Origin of the sequence: Listeria sp. ILCC796, from assembly GCF_900186175.1 — a bacterium.
Taxonomy (GTDB): domain Bacteria; phylum Bacillota; class Bacilli; order Lactobacillales; family Listeriaceae; genus Listeria; species Listeria goaensis.
In genome coordinates, this window is the sequence record NZ_FYBV01000011.1 from 62,113 (window position 1) to 81,400 (window position 19,288).

The 19,288-nt window shown below is 38.4% G+C and carries 17 protein-coding genes; 4 read left to right on the forward strand and 13 right to left on the reverse strand.

From position 1 onward, the window contains the following. Nucleotides 1-27 precede the first annotated feature (27 nt). From CFS04_RS11290 to holB, 3 genes are read right to left on the reverse strand one after another with little or no spacing between them, the layout of a single operon-like run. Nucleotides 28-402 (reverse strand): initiation control protein YabA, encoded by a 375-nt coding sequence (locus tag CFS04_RS11290; RefSeq protein ID WP_088810792.1) that lies wholly within the window; start codon nucleotides 400-402, stop codon nucleotides 28-30. Between the two features lie 10 nt (nucleotides 403-412). Further along, nucleotides 413-1,237, reverse strand: a complete 825-nt coding sequence (locus CFS04_RS11295) for a stage 0 sporulation family protein (RefSeq protein WP_088810793.1) — start codon at nucleotides 1,235-1,237, stop codon at nucleotides 413-415. After that, nucleotides 1,230-2,234, reverse strand: coding sequence for a DNA polymerase III subunit delta' (holB, locus tag CFS04_RS11300; protein ID WP_088810794.1), 1,005 nt, complete (start codon nucleotides 2,232-2,234; stop codon nucleotides 1,230-1,232). Before holB ends, CFS04_RS11295 begins: the two co-directional genes overlap by 8 nt. A 175-nt stretch (nucleotides 2,235-2,409) precedes the next feature. Between holB and CFS04_RS11305 the strand changes: the two genes are divergently transcribed. Further along, nucleotides 2,410-3,240: an STAS domain-containing protein gene (locus CFS04_RS11305; RefSeq protein WP_088810795.1), complete on the forward strand. Its 831-nt coding sequence runs from the start codon at nucleotides 2,410-2,412 to the stop codon at nucleotides 3,238-3,240. Between the two features lie 197 nt (nucleotides 3,241-3,437). Beyond that, nucleotides 3,438-4,748 (forward strand): right-handed parallel beta-helix repeat-containing protein, encoded by a 1,311-nt coding sequence (locus CFS04_RS11310; RefSeq protein ID WP_088810796.1) that lies wholly within the window; start codon nucleotides 3,438-3,440, stop codon nucleotides 4,746-4,748. 23 nt (nucleotides 4,749-4,771) lie between these two features. On the opposite strand, the gene yidA is transcribed toward CFS04_RS11310, so the two are convergent. Continuing rightward, complete coding sequence (gene yidA, locus CFS04_RS11315; protein ID WP_088810797.1) at nucleotides 4,772-5,575, reverse strand: sugar-phosphatase; 804 nt, start codon at nucleotides 5,573-5,575, stop codon at nucleotides 4,772-4,774. Beyond that, nucleotides 5,568-7,907, reverse strand: coding sequence for an ATP-dependent DNA helicase (locus CFS04_RS11320; RefSeq protein WP_088810798.1), 2,340 nt, complete (start codon nucleotides 7,905-7,907; stop codon nucleotides 5,568-5,570). Before CFS04_RS11320 ends, yidA begins: the two co-directional genes overlap by 8 nt. A 142-nt stretch (nucleotides 7,908-8,049) precedes the next feature. Between CFS04_RS11320 and CFS04_RS11325 the strand changes: the two genes are divergently transcribed. Together CFS04_RS11325 and CFS04_RS11330 are read left to right on the forward strand one after the other, a co-directional pair. Continuing rightward, the gene (locus tag CFS04_RS11325) at nucleotides 8,050-9,696 is read left to right on the forward strand and encodes a peptide ABC transporter substrate-binding protein (RefSeq protein WP_088810799.1); all 1,647 of its coding nucleotides are present in this window, start codon (nucleotides 8,050-8,052) and stop codon (nucleotides 9,694-9,696) included. A gap of 155 nt (nucleotides 9,697-9,851) precedes the next feature. Continuing rightward, on the forward strand, nucleotides 9,852-11,360 hold the full coding sequence (locus CFS04_RS11330) for an IMP dehydrogenase (RefSeq protein ID WP_088810800.1): 1,509 nt from the start codon (nucleotides 9,852-9,854) through the stop codon (nucleotides 11,358-11,360). Between the two features lie 77 nt (nucleotides 11,361-11,437). Here the strand turns inward: CFS04_RS11330 and CFS04_RS11335 are convergent, their stop codons facing one another. From CFS04_RS11335 to CFS04_RS11370, 8 genes are read right to left on the reverse strand one after another with little or no spacing between them, the layout of a single operon-like run. Continuing rightward, nucleotides 11,438-12,541: an acyltransferase gene (locus CFS04_RS11335; RefSeq protein ID WP_159457906.1), complete on the reverse strand. Its 1,104-nt coding sequence runs from the start codon at nucleotides 12,539-12,541 to the stop codon at nucleotides 11,438-11,440. Between the two features lie 50 nt (nucleotides 12,542-12,591). Then, nucleotides 12,592-13,545, reverse strand: a complete 954-nt coding sequence (locus CFS04_RS11340) for an NAD-dependent epimerase/dehydratase family protein (RefSeq protein ID WP_088810802.1) — start codon at nucleotides 13,543-13,545, stop codon at nucleotides 12,592-12,594. A 16-nt stretch (nucleotides 13,546-13,561) separates the two neighbouring features. After that, nucleotides 13,562-13,804 carry a helix-turn-helix domain-containing protein gene (locus CFS04_RS11345; protein ID WP_240310386.1) on the reverse strand — a complete coding sequence of 81 codons (243 nt, stop codon included), beginning with the start codon at nucleotides 13,802-13,804 and terminating at the stop codon, nucleotides 13,562-13,564. A 16-nt stretch (nucleotides 13,805-13,820) separates the two neighbouring features. Continuing rightward, nucleotides 13,821-15,014: a glycosyltransferase gene (locus CFS04_RS11350; RefSeq protein WP_088810803.1), complete on the reverse strand. Its 1,194-nt coding sequence runs from the start codon at nucleotides 15,012-15,014 to the stop codon at nucleotides 13,821-13,823. Then, the gene (locus tag CFS04_RS11355; RefSeq protein WP_088810804.1) at nucleotides 15,004-16,344 is read right to left on the reverse strand and encodes a nucleotide sugar dehydrogenase; all 1,341 of its coding nucleotides are present in this window, start codon (nucleotides 16,342-16,344) and stop codon (nucleotides 15,004-15,006) included. Before CFS04_RS11355 ends, CFS04_RS11350 begins: the two co-directional genes overlap by 11 nt. Nucleotide 16,345: 1 nt before the next feature. Then, entirely contained in the window at nucleotides 16,346-17,164 is an 819-nt protein-coding gene (locus tag CFS04_RS11360; protein WP_088810805.1) for a hypothetical protein, read from the reverse strand. 1 nt (nucleotide 17,165) lies between these two features. Next, entirely contained in the window at nucleotides 17,166-18,620 is a 1,455-nt protein-coding gene (locus CFS04_RS11365; protein ID WP_088810806.1) for a polysaccharide biosynthesis C-terminal domain-containing protein, read from the reverse strand. Nucleotides 18,621-18,623: 3 nt separating this feature from the next. Continuing rightward, on the reverse strand, nucleotides 18,624-19,277 hold the full coding sequence (locus CFS04_RS11370) for a sugar transferase (RefSeq protein ID WP_088810807.1): 654 nt from the start codon (nucleotides 19,275-19,277) through the stop codon (nucleotides 18,624-18,626). Nucleotides 19,278-19,288 lie beyond the last annotated feature (11 nt).

Here is a 19,288-nt window from a genome sequence, read left to right on the forward strand (position 1 = left end):
CCCCGTTTTCCGAGAGAAAGGCCATGTTTACTTTTTATTTAATAATGATAGGCAAAACAAGCAATCTTCGTCATTGCCGCGCGGGCTGCCGAAGTGAACGTTGCAGACGTGAAAACCTTCTTTATAAAGCTTCACTAAATTTTCGTGGCCGGCGTTTTGTTCAATCATTTGTTGCATCGCTTCTTTGCGTTCTTTTGCCATGACGCCTTTTTCATGTAAGTCTTGCAATTTTTCGCTCGACTCTCCTTGGCGCTTTCGCAAAAGATCATTTTCGAATTCTAGGCGGTTATTTTCTTCAATCATTTGGGCTAAGCTCGTTTTGAGTTCGCCAAGCTGTTGATAAAGCTCACCAATTTGTTCTTCCATGTTGCTTACTGAATCAAAAAGTGCTTTTTTCTCCATTATTTTCACCTCAAGACTTTGCTAGAAATGAGTTAAACGGACGGATTTCATCTAATGCGTATTCAAGAATCGTTTCTTCTTCAGGCATGCGTACCTGCAAAAGACGTTGTAACAAGTTGATGCCTGTTACTTTCGCTTCAGTTCCTTCTGGCGTTGTGATGACCGTTCCGACATCTGGCATTTCTCGTTTTGCAACTTCATATTCATCGTTTTCATATTTCAAACAGCACATTAAGCGTCCACATAAACCTGAAATTTTTGTAGGGTTAAGCGATAAATTTTGGTCTTTCGCCATTTTAATTGATACGGGTTCGAAATCACCTAGGAAAGTGGAACAACAAAGCATGCGTCCACATGGTCCGATTCCGCCAAGCAATTTGGCTTCATCTCGCACACCAATTTGCCGCAACTCGATACGTGTTCTGAATACGGAAGCTAGATCTTTCACGAGCTCACGGAAATCCACACGACCTTCTGCTGTAAAATAAAAAATGATTTTATTTCGGTCAAACGTATAATCAACATCGACTAGGTTCATATCAATTTTGTGTTCCATAATTTTTTCTGCGCAAAGACTGAGCGCTTCACTACAAGATTCACGGTTTTCTGCTACGCATTTATAGTCTGCCTTCGTTGCGATTCGCACAACATTTTTAAGTGGTAAGACCACATCTTCTTCGTCGACAAACCTAGGTTCAATGACGGCGCGCCCAAATTCAATCCCCTGCGCATTTTCTACAATAACGCCCTGATCCTCAGCAATGTCTAAATCGCCAGGCGAAAAATAGTATATTTTACCAGCGTCTTTAAATCTGACACCAACAATTTTAATCAATTGAATGACCTCCCTGAACTTTTAATACAAGTTGCTCCATTAAAAGTTGCGGATTCATATTTGAATCCAGTTTTGTTTTAGAACTCAAAATTAGTTCGATATCACGGGTAATTTTCGTTAACGAAAATTTAAGTGCATCGTTTTTCAGCATGTCTTTTTGTCCCACACAAATCAGTTGATATTCCGGAGAAAGCGCCATATGTAGCACATCCCGGAGCAGAAGCATGAACAAATCTAGCCCGATTTTAAGATTCTCTTTTTCCTTAAATAACGGCATCCATGTTTCCTGAATAAAAATAAGTGGATTTGGGCCCGAATGATACAAACCTTCATATAATTTTACGGCGGCACTTCTTGCATCTGCGAAAAATTCATCTTCTTCAAAGTGCATGGCTTCGTCGATACTTCCGGTTAAACTTGCGTATATTCGTGCTTTCTGTTCCGCAATTCCCGTAGCAACAAGTCGCTCGACCAGCTGATTAAAGTTCAATTCTTTAAATTGGACGGGCTGCAAACGCGAAGCAATTGTCGGTAAAATTTGGCTTTGATTTTCGGTTAAAAATAAAAGGAGCATGCCCGGCTCTGGTTCTTCAATAAATTTAAGAAGACTGTTTGCCGATTGAAGCGTCATTTTATCGGCTTCTTCAATAATAAGTACTTTCTTGTCGGATTCCATACCTCGTTTCGTAAGCTCCATTTTCAGCTCACGAACTTGGTCGATTTTAATGCTTAATCCGTCAGGTTTTAAAAAGTGAACGTCTGGATGGTTATGATTTTCGATTCGGGTACAATTGACACATTTCCCGCAAACAAGTGACTCTTTTGTCTGCTCTAAACAAAATAAACTTTTTGCGAGCCAAAGCGCCATTTGTTTTTTTCCAGTGCCTCTTGCCCCAGCAAATAAGTAGCCATGCGACAAGCGGTTAGAGGCTACTGATTGCGTAAAAAGATCCATAACAACAGGCTGCAAAGTGCGTAATTCCTCTTGTAGTCCCACAAAAAACTCCCTTTCAAGTTCATTCTTTCCTATTATAACATGACAGACAAAAATTCGCGTGATTTTTTTATTTTCCTAAAAAAAGTTAAATTTTTCCCAAATACGATAGACAAGACACTATTTTCGGAATAGAATAAGGAAGAAGAAAAGCGGCTATTCAAAGGGGGCATCACCTATGCAAGAATCGCAAAAAGGAATTATTGATTTTTTGCGCACGCACACTGCTGATATGATTTCCGACTGGCTTGATTCCATCTACTCCATGAAAAAACCGTACACAAGTTTCGTGTACGAACCGCTTTACAAAGAGGAATTACGCGCAGATAGTAAACAAACTGCCAATTTGATTATTGATTTTTTTAATCCGGATAAAAGCCAATTCGAAAATTCGCTTACAAAATGGCTCGACCACATGTACAAGCGTCGCATGGAAAACGAAGTTCCACTACCCGAAGTGCTTATGACGTTGGATAAACTGCGGTATCAATTTCTAAAATGGACGGGAAAATTTGCGATTGCCACCGATTCGATTTCGAAAGCGCAATACTCAGAAGCAATTCAATCGATAAACTTTGCCTTTGATGCGATTAACGAACAATTCACCGACTTATATTTCACACAAATCATGCAACACCTAAACGCGCAACAACATTTAATTGCAGAAATTAGCACGCCGATTATTTCCATTACCGACCATATCGCCATCTTACCTTTAGTTGGCCGCGTCGACCATGAACGTGCTGAACAGTTGATGGAAACCACAACAACGCGTTGTAGCCAGCTAAATGTTGATTACTTATGCATCGATTTATCGGCCATCACCACTTTCGAATCTACACTCGTCAAAATGCTGTTTAACCTAGCTAGCGTTTTAAAACTACTTGGCATCGAGCTCGTTTTATCAGGCATCACCCCAAAAATGGCGCAGCAAATGATACAGCTTAACCAAAGCGTCGACATTCCTGCCTATCATTCGCTAAAGGAAGTTCTAAAAGATAAGGTTTAAAAATCATGGAGCAAATGTTTCATGGTTTTTTCATTTCGCTTAAATCCTCCTTACAAGCTCTACTAAATCGCGGTAATCGCCTGAGAACAGCGCCTTTCATTCAAAAAACGCTTAAACTAGCTTTCCTAAAAACGGGTATGGTTTAAAGAATGTGTTGGATAGTTCACATTCAAATTCGAAAGAAGGAGGAGCTTTCAGTGAGAAAAAACGGGATTTTCTATGTCACGATCTTCCTTGTCAGTCTTCTGACGATTTGTATTTTTGCGGCATTTCCAAGCAAAAATGCGTTCGCGAGGTCAACCATTCCACTTGAATCTGTTATAACAGGGAAAACGGGAACGATTTATTTAAAAAGTAAAAAAGAGGCTGTGTATACGGTGGACAAACCCATCACGAACGTGCAAGTGAATTTGATTGGGCATGCTGCTGGTTCTGAAATTAAAGCAAATTTTAACGGGACGGGACGAAATAAAACGCCTTACCTCATCTCATATGCAACTGGCAAACAAAATATTACGATTAAAAATATTACGTTTGATTTGGCTAAACGAGGTCGAGGTAGCCTTTATTTCTCGAAAGTCCAAAACTTAAATTTATCTAACAATACATTTACGGGCTATTCAAAAAAATATGGGTATTATAAAACGGATAGTTCGGTTTTACTTGAGAACTCCAAAAATGTAACGATAGAGCGAAACAATTTTATTAACAATGGTTTTGAATATTCAAATCGAGATGGTGACTTGAACCGCTCGGTAACCATTCAAGGCAATTCTAGTAATCAATTTAAGCTTTTGAACAACAAATTTTACAAGGTGAATCAGGCGGTTGTTGCGATGAGTACTGGTGTCAATTCTTTTCTTATAAAGGGAAATCGCTTTGAACAAATTGTTGATAACGCGCTTTATTTGCTTACTATTGGACGAGCAGACATTTATAGCAACGTTTTCCTAAACTCGGCAGATGAGGGCATTGTTATTTCAGGCGGCACGTTTAACATCAAAAGTAATCAGGCGACGAATGTTCGGAATAAATTTTTGGCCGTTGACAATAGCGTGCAATCAATAGACTTTGCTTACAATTCTGTTGTCACAAATCTGGCTACTAAAAAAAGTCGCCCTAGTGCCATTACGTGGCGTCCAGGACGAGAGCGAGCACTTGTTACAAGGCTATATATTCGCGATAATTCGTTCAATCTTGACACTGCACCGAGCAATTTTGATGTGTTCCCTTTTGGAAATGTGAAAACTTTTTCGTTTACAAATAACAAAATCATTCTGCAAAATCTGGCAACCTACCAAAAACTGTTCGCGTTTAAAGGCAGATCAACCATTGATTCTGCTACCTTCTATAAAAACACAATCACTACACGTCAGAAAAATGGCATTGCACCGAAATCCATTTTCTTGCGTGAAGACTCCAATACTTTTACCCCGATAAAAAAACTCATGATTAAATCCACCTCGTTTAAAGGGCAATTGCCTAAAAGATACAAGTATACTAAATGATTTGCACTAACCAAAATGTGCGTTTAAATGAATTTTTCTAGTGCGTGCCGAACGCCATCTTCATTGTTGGATTTTGTAACGAATGTCGCTAATTGTTTAACATGTTGTGTGGCATTCCCCATCGCTACAGCGGTTCCGGCAAATTCCATCATCGTGATATCATTTTCAGCATCGCCGAGACATAAAACTTCACGCGCATCTATACCAAGTTTAGCCGAAAGTGCTTTTAGTGCCTCGCCTTTACTAACATTTTTATGAAGAAATTCGAGGTTGTAAGGGACACTGCGCACGATATAATAATCGTTTTTCAACTCCGCTGGTAAGTTTTGCATCACTTCAACGATTTTTTCGGGTTCGTCGAGTAACATAATTTTAGGGATTTGAATGTCGTTTGCCGCCTTTTCAACGGGTTGGTAGTAAAGTGCCGTATTTAGGAGTAGCGAATCTTGGCAAGTTAAAATCGAAATTTCTTCATGCGGCACATACATGTTAGTCGTATCAAAATAGGTGACATGCGCTTGAAACGGGGCGCAAAAATAAAAGATACGCTGCAAATCAGCTTTTTCAAGTGTTGTTTCCACAATGACTTCACGCGTTTCGGTCGCTAGCGTAACAGCGCCATTCATTGTAATGGCTACATCGCCTGAATGGAACAAATCAAGTTCTTTCAGGCTTTTTTCAATTCCAGAAAGCGGGCGACCTGTACATAAAACTACTTTGACCTTCTTTTCACGTAAAGCTAAAATCGCCTTTTTGACGCCTTCTGTTATTTCATGCTCATCATTTAAAAGTGTTCCATCAATGTCGATTGCGACTAATTTAATCATGATTTTCCTCCTGTTTTTTCCAAAAATGGGTTAGTTCATTTTCCAACTGATTTTGATTTGTGGCAAAACAAATATGCTGCCAGTGGGCCGGGAATTCCTTTCGGTATCTGGCTTCTTGAAAGCGGTCATCAAGTAGGAGCACGACACCTTTGTCCCCTTCACTTCTAATGACGCGCCCTGCCGCTTGAAGGACTTTATTTAATCCGGGGATTTGATAGGCGTAATAGAAGCCTTGGTTCAACTTCATTTGGTAGTAGTCTCGCACGAGGTTTTGCTCTTCAGACGGTTGCGCGAGGCCAACTCCGACAACGCCGACGCCGATTAAACGCGCGCCTTTTAAATCCACACCTTCTGAAAAAATTCCGCCTAATATCGCAAATCCTAGCATTTCGCGCTGTTCTTGAAACTCCGCTAAAAAGGTTTCTCGCTCCATTTCAGCCATATTTGTGGCTTGTTTGATTACCGCAACATCAGGAAAGCGCGCGATAAACGCTTCATAAACAGCCTCCATATAAGCATAGGACGGGAAAAACATCATATAATTCCCTGCTTTTGCCTTACGAAGCGCCGCGATGCAATCCACAATCCGCTCGTAGCTAGATGCCCGAACATGGTAGCGCGTGCGAACAAATGTCGGGGAGATGATTTTTAATTTTTGGGGTGAAAAAGGAGATGGAAACGTCAATTTGGTTGTGTCTTCTTCCCCGCCAAGCACGTCACTGTAGTACCCCAACGGATTTAACGTCCCAGAAAACAAAATGCTGGCAACACCTAAATCCATTTTTCCACGTAAAATTTCTGCGGGATCAATACAAATTTGCTTAATGCGCGTATCTCGGCTAGTTTCTATTAGTGTATTGTAATTTTCAGCGTAAAACTCCGTCATTTTCAGATAATGTGTTGCTTCAAAAAACAATTCTAATACTTCGTCATAATTGTTTGCTGCGGCATTCATAGGTAGCCATTCTTTAGTAGCGTCCACAAAATCACTGACATGTTGATTAAATTCGGTCGCGGGTTCTTTTTGAATAAAAATACGCGTTTTTTCATCACACAGCTTGCGAAATTGAATGAGATCGCGATTTAATTCGTTTACCGCCGTATAAATTGCTTTATCTGATTTGGATAAACTTTTTTTCACATTTAAAATGAGCTGTTTGGAAAGTTCCGCTGAATACATGGTTTTTGCACGTTCCACTAAATTATGTGCCTCATCAATCAAAAACGCATAGTTTCCTTTGTTTTCTAAGAAGAAACGTCTTAAATATACTGTTGGATCAAACAAATAGTTGTAGTCACAAATAATCATATCACAAAAGATGGCGATATCTAATGATAATTCAAACGGGCAAACGACATGTTTGCGCCCATATTTTTCAATTATTTCCCGGGAAATAGTTTGCTCATTTCGCACGAGGTCCATCATGGCATCATTTACGCGGCTGTAATAGCCATTAGCATATTGGCAAAAAGCTGGTTCACAGCGGCGTTCATCTAAAAAGCAAATTTTATCTTTTGCTGTAATCGTGACAGTACGCAAATTTATGTCTTGCCTTCTTAAACCTTCCACGGCATCTTCTGCCACTTGGCGCGTAATTGTTTTAGCTGTTAAATAAAAAATTTTATCCACCTTTTTCTCGCCCATTGCTTTTAAAGTTGGGAAAATAGTGGACATCGTTTTACCAATTCCAGTTGGAGCTTCGCAAAACAATTTATCCTGATTGCTAATTGTCCGGTAGACCGCAATGGAAAGTTCACGCTGACCTTTACGATATTTTTCAAAAGGAAATTGCAATTTTTGTAGCGAAGCGTTTCTTTTGGCTTCAAAATCAAGGCGAAGTTTCGCCCAAACCGCGTATTCGGCGATTAAATCTTGAAAAAAGGCTTCCATTTCCGCAAAACTCATCGTGCGTTCAAAACGCGTTACTTGTTTTTCATCTAAATGATAATAGGTTAATTGTAAAGTGAGAGTTGCTTTTTCTTCTTGTTTCGCATAAAAATAACCGTAGCATATCAACTGCGCCCAATGAACTTCCTGACCATCTTCTGCAATTTCCCCAAACGGCGTGTAGGTTGACTTGATTTCATCAATTGTTGACTCAGCAATAATCCCGTCAGCTCGGCCATCAACTTTAAAAAGGATATCTTGATACACATATTCGATTTGAAGTGGCACTTCTTTTTGATAGTTTTCGCCCGCACTGTTTTGCAGCTCTTGATGTACTTTTGTTCCAAGTTGTGCGCGTTCAGCGCCCATACCACGACTGTCAATGCTTCCTGATTTCAACAGAAATTCAACAAGCTTTCGAACAGATATCCTTACTGTTTCCATCATCGTCACCCCTCACTCTATTACAGAATACCATAGAATGTATGTTCTCACAAAAACAAATTCATTTTCAAGAAACTAATGTTGACTTATCTTGTCGGAATACTTATAATTAATAAACCATATGAAAATAGGAGGGTCACGCATGCTTCACATAAAAAAAGGGATTGCCATTTTTTCGATTTTATCATTTTTGGTGCTTGCAGCTTGCGGAAATAGTTCGGCGAATGAAACAGCGACTAAAAAAGTCAATTTTCTTGAAACAAGTGAACTTTTGACGCTAAATACGACAAACGAAGAAGACTTTACGAGTTTTACCGCACAAAATCAAGTTTTTGAAGGTTTATATACATTGGATGAAAAAGATAATTTTGTACCAGGCGTGGCAGCTGAAATGCCAGAAATTAGCGACGACCAAATGACTTATACGATTAAACTAAAAGACGATGCGAAATGGTCAGACGGGTCAGTCATTACGGCGCGCGATTTTGTTTACGCGTGGCAGCGCGCAGTTGATCCAAAAACGGCTCCCGGGTACGCCGCGCTTTTTAAAGACTCGATATTAAACGCGGCAGAAATCAATGACGGGAAGCTTGCGCCAACAGAACTGGCAGCTACTGCGGTGGACGACCACACTTTGCAAATAAAGCTTAAAAAGCCGGTTCCTTATTTTATTTCACTTCTCTCATTTGAGACATTTTTCCCCCAAAAAGAATCTTTTGTTGAAAAAACGGGTGATAAATACGGAACTGATGCGGCGCATACGCTCTACAACGGGCCTTTTGTAATGAAGGAGTGGGACGGGAACACGAGCAAAAGCTGGACTTACGCGAAAAATGACCATTACTGGGATAAGAAAAACGTGGCGGTCGATGAAATTCACGTGAATGTGGCGAAAGATATTAATGCTGGGGTAAATTTGTATGAAACGAATAGCGCTGATCGCGCGCCACTTTCTGGTGAATATGCGAAGCAATTTAAAGACCGCGACGATTTTGTTAGCGAAAAAGATGCGCTCATTAGCTATTTGAAGCTCAATCAAAAGCGCGACGGCAAAGCGACTCCGCTTGCGAATAACAATTTGCGGCACGCGCTTAACCTAGCCATCAACAAGGAACTGCTCACAAATGATGTCCTCGGCGATGGTTCATTCCCTGCAAATGGCTTGATGCCGAAAGATTTTGTCCAAAACCCAGAAACGGGCGCCGATTTTAGAACGGATAGCGGAGACCATTTAGTGTATGACCTAGCGAGTGCGAAAACCTACTTTAAGAAGGCGCAGGCTGAGCTTGGGACGGATAAAATTACGCTGGAGCTGCTTGGCGATGACCAAGATACAACAAAAACGATTTTTGCATTCTTGAAAGACCAGCTTGAAACGAGCCTGCCTGGTCTTACGATTCAAGTAAAAACGATGCCAGCAAAAGCTGCGTCAGAACTCACGCGTACAGGCGATTACGATTTATCTCTAGCCGCTTGGATGCCCGATTTTAAAGACCCATGGACGTACAGCAGTTTGTTTTTATCGGATTACTACAACAATTCGATGAGTTACCATAGCGAGAAATATGATAAACTTGTGCGTTCGACGGATGCGGAACTGGCGAATGAACCGTTAAAACGCTGGAATGCTTTTGTGGCTTCGGAGAAAGTACTTTTAGACGAGGACGCGGCCATTCTCCCTCTTTATCAACATCAAACGGCGGTTTTGCAAAACAAAAAGATTACTGGCGTTCAAAAACACGCTTTCGGATCACCGTATAGTTATAAATTCGTGAAAGTGGCGAATTAAAAGAAATGCCCCGAGCGGGCATTTCTTTTAATTTTCTGCGCGAACAATTGGAAAAAACATTTCATTTTGATTAAATCTATTTTAGGCGTTGACTTTCCACCCACTTCTTGAAATAATTAAAGTATTTTATAATATCATTTAAAGGAGTGTTCGCATTGGCATTTTATTTTAACGAACCATCTCGTACATTTAGTGAATTTTTGCTTGTCCCTGGCTATTCCTCTAAGGAGTGTGTGCCGAAAGAAGTGAGTTTGAAGACTCCGATTGTGAAATTCAAGCGCGGAGAAACTTCTGCGATTACGATGAATATTCCGCTCGTTTCGGCAATCATGCAAGCTGTTTCAGACGACAACATGGGGATTGCTCTCGCTAAAGAAGGTGGCGTTTCGTTTATATACGGTTCACAATCCATTGAAAGTGAGGCTCGCATGGTATCGCGCGTCAAAAATCACAAAGCTGGTTTTGTCATTAGCGATTCGAATATTCGCCCTGACCAAACTTTACAGGACGTTTTGGATTTGAAAGAAGCAAGCGGTCACTCCACGATGGCGGTCACAGAAGATGGCACCGCTCACGGGAAGCTACTAGGCGTTGTCACAAGCCGCGATTACCGCGTAACGCGCATGGACAAAACGGAGCTCGTACGCGATTTCATGACGCCGTTTGAAAAATTAATTACGGCAAGCCACACGACGAGTTTGAAAGAAGCAAACAACATCATTTGGGATAACAAGCTGAACGCCCTTCCACTCGTAGATGAAACGAATCACCTCGCCTACTTCGTTTTCCGCAAAGATTATGACTCGAACAAAGAAAATACACTAGAACTTTTGGATGAAAACAAGCGTTATGTGGTCGGTGCGGGGATTAATACGCGCGACTATGAGGAAAGAGTGCCCGCTCTAGTAGAAGCTGGCGCCGACATTTTATGTATCGATTCTTCGGAAGGTTTCTCCGAATGGCAAAAACTGACGCTTGATTTTATCCGCGACAAATACGGCGATTCCGTAAAAGTGGGCGCTGGAAATGTCGTTGACCGTGACGGCTTCAGATTTCTCGCAGAAGCTGGCGCCGATTTTGTCAAAGTCGGTGTGGGCGGCGGCTCCATCTGCATTACGCGCGAACAAAAAGGCATTGGCCGCGGCCAAGCAACCGCGGTAATCGATGTAGCCAAAGCGCGCGACGAATATTTCGAGGAAACCGGCATTTACATTCCGATTTGTTCTGACGGCGGCATCGTTTACGATTACCACATGACGCTCGCGCTCGCGATGGGTGCCGACTTCATCATGCTAGGCCGCTACTTCTCTCGTTTTGATGAAAGCCCAACTAACAAAGTCAATTTAAACGGCACCTACATGAAAGAATACTGGGGCGAAGGCGCTAACCGCGCGCGCAACTGGCAACGTTATGACATGGGTGGCGACAAAAAATTGTCCTTTGAAGAAGGCGTAGACTCCTACGTGCCGTATGCCGGCTCGCTAAAAGACAACGTGGAAATCAGTTTGAACAAAGTCCGCTCAACCATGTGCAATTGCGGCGCCCTAAACATTCCCGAACTTCAGCAAAAAGCTAAAATCACGCTCGTTTCGGCGACTTCCATCGTAGAAGGCGGCGCCCATGACGTTGTCGTGAAAGACGCAACGAATAATTTGATGCAGTAAAAAAGGCATTGCTTACGAATGATATGCCCCTAAGAGTCTAATCTTAGCGGGCATATCACTCAAAGCTGCCTTTTTTGCTATCCATTATGAACTACATATTCTTCTTTACCTGATTTCAGATTGTTACTCAAATAACGTCCTATATGAATGGACTGCTTTTCAATAAGCTGATAATAAATAGTCGCCACTCCTAGAATAAATGGCACGCTAATTAATTGTATGAACCCTATTGATACTCCGAAAGAAGTCAATATATAGATAGCTGGTATGAACACTACACAATGTACTAGATATACACTAAACGATATTTTTCCTAACCATAAAAAGACTTTGTTCTCCAGATACTTTTGCGCCCTCTCCGTTTGATAACATAGAAGTAAAATTGTAACGCAAGCAACTCCTATCACAACATCAGAAATAGCCTGTTTCTGTGTAACCCCGAGCAAATTAAATATGCTAACATGCAAGTAGAGGATTATTGCTAAACTCAAAAGAAAAATTTTAACTCTTGCACTAAACGCCATTATATTTTGCCAATGTAAGCTTAATAAAATTCCAGCAATAAAGAATCCTACATTAAATACCGTCGCTCCAATTAATAATTTAGAATTTAGCAACATGAGAAGAGCTAGCCCTATAAAGAATGAGGCAAATAGTGCCACCATTGATACATAAATATTATTTCTCTTCACAAAAATGTATAGCACTGGAAAAATAATAGAAATTCGCAACTCAATGATAAGCGACCAAATAACTGGATCAATTTTATCCACATCTTGTCCCAGCATCAATAAGTTGGAAACTACTGTATGCATATCATTGTACCGGCTCCCAACATTATTGAACCAAGCCGATAGACCACTAATCCCTTCTGGTTGAAGGATTGCAAAAATAACCTCTGCTAATAAAATAATGACAAAAAACGGGATGTAAATTCTACAAAATCGTTTGATTAGATATGAAAAATAAGTCCTAAATCTTAGCTCATTCATTTTTTCTAAACTTAAACTTAATGCGATTCCACTTAAGACAAAAAATAGAATCACCGCACTCCTTCCAAGCGGTTCAAATAATTCTTTGAAAATCGGATTTGTACTATAGGTTTCTGCAAAATGTGCTAAGACAACTGTTACTGCTGCTATTCCCCTCAAAGAATCAAGAAAATATATATGTTTCTTCAAAAATTTCTCCTCCATTTGATTGCTTTTAAGATATTCTCATTTCTGATTAATTACACTAAGACACTTAATTCTGTATCCAAGTATGCTTCCAAACCTTGTAGAATACTGAACTTAGGTACATACCCTAAAGTTTTAATCTTGGCAATCGTGGCAAAAGAGTACTTAATATCACCATTTCTAGCAGGATAATATTCTCTTGGAATTTCAACATGAATCAGTTTCTCAAACACTTCTAAAACTTCATTTAATGTATATTTTTCGCCAGAAGCAATATTGAATACTTCACCATTACTACTTTCTTTCTCCCCAAGAAGTCTCAACCCTTGTACAACATCTTTTACATAAACAAAATCTCTAACTTGTTCCCCGTCTCCATATACATTAAAATTCGTCTTCACTCCTTCTTTTAGTTGCATAGCTGTATTCGCCATTATAGATAATACACCTGAATAAGGGGAGCTTGGATTTTGCCTAGGACCATAGACATTAAAGAATCTAGCTACAGATACATTGAGATTGAATAATTTCCCATACGATACGGCATATTTTTCCGAACTATATTTATCTATGCCATATGGCGTTAATGGATCAATGGCCGATGTTTCTGTTTTAGGTAAAGTAGGTTCTGCCCCGTACACTGCTGCCGAAGAGGCAAATACAAATTTTTTGATTGGTTCCTCTTGATTTCGACATGCTTCTAATAAGAAAATTGTACTGTCTGTATTAACATAATGAGAAGATATTGGACGATTGACTGTTTCTGCCACACTTGCAATAGCAGCTAGATGATAGACATAGTCAAAAGTGTATTGTTCAAATAAGATTTCGATAGTCTGAAGATCACATACGTCCCCTTCCCAAAAAACAGCTTCACTTGGTAAATTTTCGAGCTTTCCTGTGCTTAAATTATCCACTACAACAACTTTGTTTTCTTTAACTAACTCTTGAACTAAATGGCTTCCAATAAATCCTGCTCCACCTGTTACTAAGATAGTGTTTTGCATAATAACTCCTCCTTGATTAATATTTACGGTCATAAGGGCGATATTTTTTCCTGAGTATAACTTGATTCTCAGCTCTCCCTAAAATTTCATCTCTAAAAAACAATACTGCCCCACCTTTTTTTATCTTTGTAATTTTATTTCTATTTATAAGCGAATAAAAACTTTGTCTAGATATAGCTAATATCTCCATCGCTTCAGCGGTTGATAGGAAGTATTGGTTTAAAATATCTAATTGCTCTTTCTGTGATAAATTATCCATTTTCCACCTCATATTTTTAAAATAGTTTTTCATTTAACATGTGAATATTAAATTCAGTTTCAACTTTTTTTCTTGCCTCAGTAAGCATATCTAATTTCTTTTGCTCATCAAGTTCAGTGTAGCAAATAATAGCATTCGCAATTTCTTCAGGACTATTTTCAGGAACTAAGAACCCTGATTTCTTATCATCAATGAGTTCCGGTATTCCGCTATGAACTGTTGAAATGACTGGTTTACCCTGTGCCATCGCTTCCATTAACGAAACAGGTATCCCTTCCATATCGCCATCAGGTGCTGTAATGCTTGGTAAAAGAAAAATATCACTGTGCATGAACATCTCTTTGACCGCCTTTTGTTCCTTAAATCCATGAAATCTAACATTCTCCATAACATCTAATTTCTCAGCTAACTCTTTTAATACAAATCGTTCATCGCCATCTCCTAAAATATTCAGTACAACATCCATACCTTTTGCTTTTAAAATTTTTACTGTTTTAATAGCATCTGCTATACCTTTCTTAGGTGTAAGGCGTGCAACAATTAACAAACGAACATCCGAATAAGTTTCTACTGCTGGATAAAAATCAAATGTTTTAGTATCAATTCCCATATGATGTACTTGAATTTTTTCTTTATTTGCGCCCAACTTAATTAGCTGTTGCCGCCAGTAAATGCTTATGGGTAATAATTTTGTATTTGTTTTGAACAAGAATTTATAATACTGTTTACCTTTTTGATTTATTGTACGGGTTAAATCGTAGCCATGGAAAAACGTCACCTGCTCTCCCTTCAAAAAACCGGTGTCTTGCAATATACTCGCAATGAGTCCGACGTTCCCGTAATGGGACACAATTAAGTCTGCTGAAGCACGAACTTTTTGCATGCATATAGTCGGTGCGAGCGTCCAAACAATTTTACCGTATCTTTTTCGGTTTAAACCTTTTAAAGCAATGGCAGGTTTAGTAAATATCCCTTTTAAAGTTAGTTTCAACCGTTCCTTTTTGGAGCTCGGAATATTCAAATACGTCACTTTTTCTAGTAATTTATAATTCTGGACATCAGCATGCACTTTCTCTATGTTCCCCTGTTTCAGGGCTAAAATTTGCACCTCACAGCCTAAATCAATTGCTCCTGTTATTTGATTTAAAATAAAGGTTTCTGATAACGTTGGAAATTCAGTGACAAAAAACAGCACCTTTTTATTTTTCATAGGTCAAATACTTTCTTTCTTCCATTTTTCCATAAGATACTTTCTTATTTTCGAATCCATCTTTCAATAGATTCTTCGTATCTAATATTAATCTACTGTTTTGTCCAATGGCTTCCATATCAAAAATGTTATGCCCGGTTAATAAGACAACCAAATCGTAGTTATTAAAAGTGCCATATTCTAGGTTAATTGAATGTTTGATGTCTCCATTTACATCTTGAAAAGCTGGCGCTTCAGGATCACAAAAGTCTACTTGAGCACCTTGTTTTTTTAACTCCTCGTAAATATGCAATCCAGGAGATTCACGCAAATCATTACTATTTTCCTTGTAAGCCATACCAACAAGTAATATACGTGACCCATTAATAGCTTTTTGGTGTTTATTTAAAGCAACAGCAGCATGCTCTACCATTTTTTCAGGCATTAGATGGTTTGTCTCATGAGCTAATTCGATAAAACGACTATAGAAATTTTTTGATTTAGCCTTCCAAGATAAATACATAGGATCAAGAGGGATACAATGTCCTCCAATACCAGGACCAGGAGTAAACTTCATGAAACCAAATGGTTTACTGCTAGCTGCCTCAATTGTTTCCCAAATATCTATATCCATTTTTTCAGCTAAGAGAGCCATTTCATTAATAAAAGCAATATTGATACTTCGGAAAGTATTCTCAAGAAGCTTACTCATTTCAGCAACTTCCGCTGAGTTAACAGGAACTACCGTCTCAATAACTTGACTATATAAGATTTCTCCAAGTTCTTTTGAAGGTTCGTCCACACCACCAACTACTTTAGGTGTGTTTAATGTGTCATATTTTTTATTACCTGGATCAACACGTTCAGGGGAATAACTAGCGAAGAAGTCTTTTCCCAAAACAAAGCCGCAATCTACCATTGTTTTGCAAATAAATTCTCTTGTGGTTCCTGGATAAGTTGTGCTTTCAAGCGATACTAAGACTCCTTTTTTGGCATGTGCTTTAATAATTTCCATTGAATTTGTAATGTAACTCATATCTGGTTCCATTGTTTCAGTTAATGGCGTAGGAACACAGATGATGATGGCATCCGCGGCACTAATTGCTATGGCATCATTTGTCACACTAAAATTGCTTGCCAATTCTTTTCTAAGCACCTCATCACTGATATCTGCAATATCAGACTCACCTTTTTGCAAGGTATTAATTTTGTTTTCGCTAATGTCAAACCCAATTGTTTGGAAGCCTTTCCTAGAGAAAGCCATTGCAAGTGGCAATCCCACATAACCAAGCCCCACGATGGCAACTTTTGCATCTTTACTTAAAAATTTTTCTTTTAAAATGGATAACATATCATTTTAGTTCCTTTCCCAATAAGTGAATTAAAGCGTTTGTTACTCTCTTTTGTCCTTTGGAATTAGCATGGTACACCGAGTCATATACCTCTTCTTTCTCTAAACGAAATAGTTCAAAATTAAATCCTGTTGGTAAATATATTTTAAATTCCGTATAGAGTTGTTCTAAATAGCTCTCATTAATTTCATTTGCGAAGAAAGCAGGTGGCAGAATTGTTACACTCACTTTATTTTTTTCCATTCTTTCAATAAACTTTAAAATTTCATCTATAGCTGCAGTTCTGGTATAGTGGCTCGGAAAAGCAATTTGTTTTTTCTTATCTGGTTCACAAATTTGTGAATCTAACTCTAGATAGCATCCTGTTCTGCCAAATTTCGCTTGCTTTCGACGAGCCATCTTTTCAGGATTTGAAGAACTATATGCATGTTTTAAAGATAGTAAAAATAATTTCCATTTCTGCTTGTATCTTTTTCGTCTTCTACGGATTTGTTTTTCTAGAAACATATCAATACCGAAACCAAAAACATAATATGGAGGGTTTGTATATTGATTGAACTCAAGTGGTAAAATCACTCTATCTCCTTCTTTTAAATGTTTCTCCATGTACTCGGCTAAATATGAAAATCCTAGCCCAACATTAACTCCAAAATTGATAACTTCTTTCCCAAGAACCTCAGTAATTTCATCTGTGTTGAAACTATATAAAACACTGCTTCCACCAGCTACAACAATCTTTTCTCCAGATATTTCCTGTAGCAGTTCTTCTTTCTTCCTTAAAAGATTATGCATGTTTTGGATACTATTAAAATTAAACATATTAAGACTCCTTTCTTTTGTATCGACGCATTCCTTGTCTCGCAACAATAATTTGCTTTATCTTTTCAACAAAGGAATCTTTCTTTAAAATTAAAAATGCACCATAAACAACTATGCCTACAACAACTTGCAAAACCATTGTATACATTAATCCTATTCGGAAGTACGAAATGGCTATCTCTCCTAAAAACGCAACTCCACTTGCCAATACATACGGCCTCATTTTCTTGATTGTCTGTTTTACATCGAAAAATGATCTAGCAAAATAAGCCTGTAGTATACACAACACCATTGTAAATATAAGATAAGCAATAGATGTTCCTATGCTTTTCAAGTGAGGAATCAAAATAAGGTTCGTGATAAAGCTGCACACAGAAGCAATTAATACGGAACTCGTATAGGCTTTATTTTTCCCCGAAGTGATAAGTACTTGAATCCCAAAAACCCCTGCCAAGCCAGAAAAGAATAAACTCGGAGCTAGTATTTGTAAATTAATGACTGAGGCCTGAAAATCTTGACCTAAAAACCAAGGTATAAAGGACGGGGCTATCGCAATTAATCCTGTTACGATAGGTAAAGTACTGAATGACACATATTGAACAGAAAAATAAAATGAACTTTCAAAGCTTTCTCTGCTCCTAGAATTGTATTGTTTAACCATTCGCGGGCTCATTACAGTTGAAAGAGCTGTTACAAAGACAACGAACAACGTAATTAGCTTGAATGATTGGTTGTAAAACCCTACATCTACTTCAGCGGCAACATTACCTAGAATAACTTTATTTAACGCTGTCGGAATGAGTGTTAGAATTGGAACAACAGCAAAAATTAATATAGGAAAAATATGTTTTTTTACTAATTGAAAGCTAATACTGAAACCTCGTAATTGTTTTAAAAGTGGAATCCACGTAACTAATTGTCCCAGCAATAAAGATAAAGCATTGATAAGAATATATATTGATAAATCGTCTGGTTCTTTCACTAGCATAAAAATTCCTATAATCGACACAATGCGGACAACCATATTACGAATCATAATGTTTTTCATATTTTCTTGCCCCGTAAAGAACCATGTCACATCTAATACATACGCCAGAATCGTTAGACTGTTTATCAAAAATAATTGTGTATAGCTTGTACTTAAAAACGCAAAGACCAGATAAACAACTAGTACTAATGTTGAAAACACAAATTGTATTGTGTATAAACTGAAAAATTCTGTTTTCAGGTTACGTTTATCTATAACGGCGGCAATTTCTTTCCTTCCATAGTCACCAATGCCTAGCGAAGCAAACGCAATAAAAAGCTGCACTACTGAACCTACATAAGCTTCTATACCTATATTTTCTGGTTGTAATACTCGGATAACATAGGGCATGGTAAATATGGGTGTAATAATGAGTAACGTTTGATAAAGCAAAACGAAAATATAATTAACGGTTATTTTTTTATTCATTTTTTATACTGCGTCCTTACCAATTAGAACCTGTTTTATGGTGAGAAAAATAATCAATAAATCCAGCTTCATACTAAATTTTTCTACATAATAATAATCTAACTTCATCTTTTGACCATGATTCATATTGCTGCGTCCGTTGACTTGAGCCCATCCCGTTATTCCTGGCTGTACTGCTAGCCTTTTCTTTTGACTAGGAGAATAGCATTTCGTTATATCCAATATTTCGGGTCTTGGTCCCACTATGCTCATCTCACCTCTTAGAACATTCCAGAGTTGTGGAAGTTCATCTAAACTAAATTTACGAATGAACGCACCTATTTTAGAAACATTAGGTTGATCTCCTGAAATAGACTTAAAAACAAAGTCATCTGGAACCCCGTTCTCCCAATCATAAATAGTGCTCTGTTTAGGGCTAACTATAGCATCGCTACGCATAGAGCGGAATTTATAGATTTGAAATGGTTGTTCAAATTTACCTGCTCGAGTTTGAGTAAAAATCACCTTCTCTTTTGGTGAATCAAATTTTACAAGTATGGCAGTAAATAAGAAAAACGGTGATAAGACTATAAGCCCAATAAGTGACAAGCATACATCTAATAATCTTTTTTCTTTTTGTTTTAAATTACTTAAGTGCTCAACTGTTTTATATGCCATGAAATCCCTTC